Genomic DNA, 4,188 nt, shown 5'->3' with positions numbered 1-4,188 from the left:
GACAAGTTGCTGGCGGCGAACCCCGTCGACGGCCGGACGGACCTGAACGTCGGTGACCTGCTCGGCATCAAGCCCGGCGGCAACCCGCATCGCTGGTACTCGCCGACCGACGTCCACGCGGTGATCGAGAAGATCACCACCGACTACAAGGCTCTCGACCCGGCCGATGCCGCCGATTTCGACCAGCTGAAGACCACCTACGAGACCAAGACGCTCGCTCCTTACAACGACCTGATCGCGACCATCAAGACGAAATACGCCGGTACGCCGATCGGCGCCTCCGAGTCGATCGTCACCCCTCTCGCCGCCGGACTCGGACTCACAATGCTGACGCCCGAGTCGTTCCTGACCGCGATCAGCGAGGGCACCGACCCGACCGCCCAGGACAAGGCGACCATCGATCAGCAGATCGCCGGCAAGCAGATCAAGATCTATGTCTACAACAGCCAGAACGCCACCCCGGACGTACAGGCCCAGGTGAAGGCAGCGAAGGCCGCGGGCATCCCGGTAGCCACCGTCACCGAGACTCCGACCCCGGCCGGGGTGTCCTTCCAGGACTGGCAGGTCCGCCAACTCCAGGGCATCGAACAGGCTCTGGCCACAGCGAAATGAACTTCCTAGGACACGTTCGCGAGGCCGCAGTTGCCGACCGCGCATCGGTCGCCCCTGAACCACCAGCCGCCGTCGTTTCGTTGCGCGACGCCGCGGTCCGGGTCGGCGGCCGTACCTTGTGGTCGGGAGTCGATCTCGAGGTCGGTGCGGGCGAGTTCGTCGCGGTGCTCGGGCCGAACGGCGTCGGAAAGTCCACGCTGGTCAAGGTTCTGCTCGGCATGCTGCCGCCCGCCGCGGGCGTGGTACGGGTGCTGGGTGAGCGGCCTGGTGAGGCGGGGGAGCGGGTCGGCTACCTGCCGCAGCGGCGAAGCTTCGATGCGTCGCTGCGGATGCGCGGCGTCGACATCGTCCGGCTGGGCTGGGACGGCGATCGCTGGGGGATCCCCCTGCCTGGCCGGCAACGGAAGGCCGCCCGGGACCGGATCGCCGAGGTGATCGAGTTGGTCGGAGCATCGGCGTACGCGCACCGACCGATCGGTGAGTTGTCGGGCGGCGAGCAGCAGCGGCTTCTCATCGCGCAAGCCCTCGTACGCCGCCCCGAACTACTGCTGCTCGACGAGCCGTTGGACAGCCTCGACCTCCCCAACCAGGCAGCCGTGGCCGCGTTGGTCAGCCAGATTTGCAGGGACGAGGGAGTGACCGTGGTGATGGTCGCCCACGACGTCAACCCGATCCTGTCCCGCCTCGATCGCGTGGTCTACCTGGCGGAAGGCGGCGCGGTCGCGGGAGAGCCGGAAAACGTCATCACCTCCGAGATCCTGACCCGCCTCTACGGCACCCCGGTCGAGGTACTGCGAACTTCGGACGGCGGACTCGTGGTCGTCGGTCAGCCGGAAGCACCCGCACACCACACGGATCGGCACGCGGTGCAGCCGTGATCTCGCTGGTGGACGGCTACCCCGCCTGGTCGTGGAACCCGATCACCGACCTGCAGGAGATGTGGACCTACGCGTTCATGGTGAACGCCTTCCGGGCCGGCACGATCGTGGCCATCGCGGCCGCATTGATCGGCTGGTTCATGGTGTTGCGCCGGCAGACCTTCGCCGGTCACACCCTCGCCGTCGTCGGATTCCCCGGTGCCGCCGGAGCCGCCTTGATCGGCGTCAGCGCGACGTACGGGTACTTCGCTTTCTGTCTGGCGGCCGCACTGGTCATCGCCGCCATCCCGCGAGCCGGGCGGGCATCCGGTGGATCCGAGTCGGCGCTGATCGGCACAGTGCAGGCGTTCCTGCTGGCCTGCGGATTCCTGTTCACCGCTCTGTACAAGGGTTTGCTGGGTGGCGTCACCTCGCTGCTCTTCGGGAGCTTCCTGGGGATCACGACCACGCAGGTGTGGGTCTTGTTCTTCGTCGCGGTTGTCGTGCTCGGAGTCCTGGCGGTGATCGCGCGCCCGCTGCTGTTCGCCTCTGTCGATCCCGAGGTCGCCGCGGGGCGTGGGGTCCGGGTAGGCCTGCTGTCCACGGTGTTCATGGTTCTGCTCGGGGCTGCGGCGGCGGGAGCCAGTCAGATCACCGGTAGTTTGCTGGTCTTCGCTCTGCTGGTGATGCCCGCTGCCACTGCGCAAGCGATCACCGCCAAGCCTGTCGTGAGCCTTGCCCTGTCCGTCCTCTTCGCGCTCGCGGTGACCTGGCTCGGTCTGATCGCCGCCTACTTCTCGCCGTACCCGATCGGGTTCTACGTGGCCACTTTCGCCTTTGCCGGCTACCTTCTGGCGCGGCTCGGAAGACTGGTTGTCAGTCGTCTTCCACGGCTGCTGCCGACCGGAGTACCAGCATGATCTTGGCCACGGCGCTCGGGCAGCCGTTCTTCCAGCACGCGTTGCTGGCAGGAACGGCCATCGCCGCGGCGGCCGGCCTGACAGGCTACTTCCTCGTACTGCGTGCGCAGGTCTTCACCGGTGACGCACTCAGCCATGTCGCCTTCGCCGGCGCACTGGGTGCCTTGGCCTTCGGCTTCGACCTGCGTCTCGGGCTGTTCGCAGCGACGATCGCCGTCGCGCTGCTGCTCGGCACCCTCGGTAAGCGCGGCCGTCCGGACGACGTGGCGATCGGCAGTGTGTTCTCGTGGATCCTCGGACTCGGGGTCTTCTTCCTCACCCTCTACACCACCTCGCGCAGCGCGGTGAACGGGAGCGCGGGGGTCAACGTGCTCTTCGGATCCATCTTCGGTCTGTCCGCCGGACAAGCGTTGACCGCGGCGCTGGTGGCGGTCGGCGTCTGTGGCGTGATCCTCGCGATCGCCAGACCGTTGCTGTTCGCATCGGTCGACGAGGCAGTCGCCGCAGCCCGCGGAGTACCGGTGAGGGTCCTCGGCTTCGTCTTCCTGGCCGTGGTCGGGGCCTGCGCGGCAGTGGCTTCCCAAGCCGTGGGCTCACTACTGATCCTGGGCCTGCTCGCTGCCCCGGCAGGTGCCGCCCAGCGCCTGACCGACCGTCCATTCCGTGCTCTGTTCTTGTCCGCCGCCCTCGCGGTCGGGTCGATGTGGGCCGGCCTCACCCTCAGCTATGTAGTGCCCAAAGTCCCACCCAGCTTCGGCATCCTCGCCGTCGCCACCGCCGTGTACGCCGCAACCTTCGCCACCGGCATCCGTCGAAGAGACCCCGTCCCACTCCCCGGCTGATGCCGCACGGGAATAGAGTTGACATGTCAACTCGTTGCTCACGACATGGACAGCGCTTCAGCACCTCCCGAGTTCCCGCTCGTTCTCGGTCTCGACACCTTCGGCGATCTGATCCACGACGATCAGGACCGCCCCCTGTCCCAGGCCCAGACGATCCGGAACCTCGTCGAGCACGGCGTTCTCGCCGACCAGGTCGGGGTGGACTTCTACGGGATCGGCGAGCATCACACCGACGACTTCCCGTTGCCGGCCGCCGACGTGGTGCTCGCCACGATCGCCGGTCGCACCGGGAGGATCCGCCTCGGCTCCGCGGTCACCGTGCTGAGCTCGGACGATCCCGTCCGGGTGTTCCAGCGGTACTCGACCCTCAACGCCGTCTCCGGCGGCCGTGCCGAGGTCATTCTCGGGCGTGGGTCCAGCGTCGACTCGTTTCCGCTGTTCGGCTACGACCTGGCCGACTACGAGGACCTCTTCGAGGAGAAGACGAACCTCTTCGCCGAGTTGATGAAGGGCGGCCCGGTCACCTGGCAGGGCAAGACCCGGGCGTCGCTGCACGAGCAGAATGTCGTGCCGCATCTGGAGTCCGGTGCCTTCCCGACCTGGATCGGTGTCGGTGGCAGCCCGCAGTCGGTGATCCGGGCGGCGCAGTACGGATTCTCGCTGATGCTGGCGATCATCGGCGGATCACCCGCGCGGTTCGCCCCCTTCTCCGAGCTCTTCCGCCAGGCGCTTGAAAGCTTCGGCAAGCCGCTGCTGCCGGTCGGCGTGCACTCACCCGGCCACGTCGCAGCAACCGATGAGCAGGCCCTCGACGAGTTCTGGCCGCGCTACCTGGAGGTCATCCGCTCGGTCAGCAAGACCCGCGGCTTCGCCGTCCCGACCAAGGAGTCCTTCAGCTACGAGATCGGGCCACACGGTGCCCTGTACGTCGGGTCGCCGGAGACCGTCGCACGGAAG

The 4,188-nt window shown here is 67.5% G+C and carries 5 protein-coding genes; all 5 read left to right on the top strand.

Annotated features, from left to right (window positions below; translation table 11 throughout):
* On the top strand, window positions 1–612 hold a 612-nt coding region (locus tag VFG33_RS10260; RefSeq protein WP_325024867.1), incomplete at its 5' end, for a metal ABC transporter solute-binding protein, Zn/Mn family.
* Window positions 609–1,490, top strand: coding sequence for a metal ABC transporter ATP-binding protein (locus tag VFG33_RS10255; RefSeq protein WP_325024865.1), 882 nt, complete (start codon window positions 609–611; stop codon window positions 1,488–1,490). The genes VFG33_RS10260 and VFG33_RS10255, both read left to right, overlap by 4 nt.
* Window positions 1,487–2,389 (top strand): metal ABC transporter permease, encoded by a 903-nt coding sequence (locus VFG33_RS10250; protein ID WP_325024862.1) that lies wholly within the window; start codon window positions 1,487–1,489, stop codon window positions 2,387–2,389. Before VFG33_RS10255 ends, VFG33_RS10250 begins: the two co-directional genes overlap by 4 nt.
* The gene (locus VFG33_RS10245; protein ID WP_325024860.1) at window positions 2,386–3,231 is read left to right on the top strand and encodes a metal ABC transporter permease; all 846 of its coding nucleotides are present in this window, start codon (window positions 2,386–2,388) and stop codon (window positions 3,229–3,231) included. The genes VFG33_RS10250 and VFG33_RS10245 overlap by 4 nt, the downstream gene beginning before the upstream one ends.
* Before the next feature lie 45 nt (window positions 3,232–3,276).
* On the top strand, window positions 3,277–4,188 hold a 912-nt coding region (locus tag VFG33_RS10240), incomplete at its 3' end, for an LLM class flavin-dependent oxidoreductase (RefSeq protein ID WP_325024858.1).

The organism is Kribbella sp., from assembly GCF_035687465.1.
In the GTDB taxonomy this organism is placed as follows: Bacteria; Actinomycetota; Actinomycetes; order Propionibacteriales; family Kribbellaceae; genus Kribbella.
This window is presented reverse-complemented; position numbering and strand designations above follow the sequence as displayed.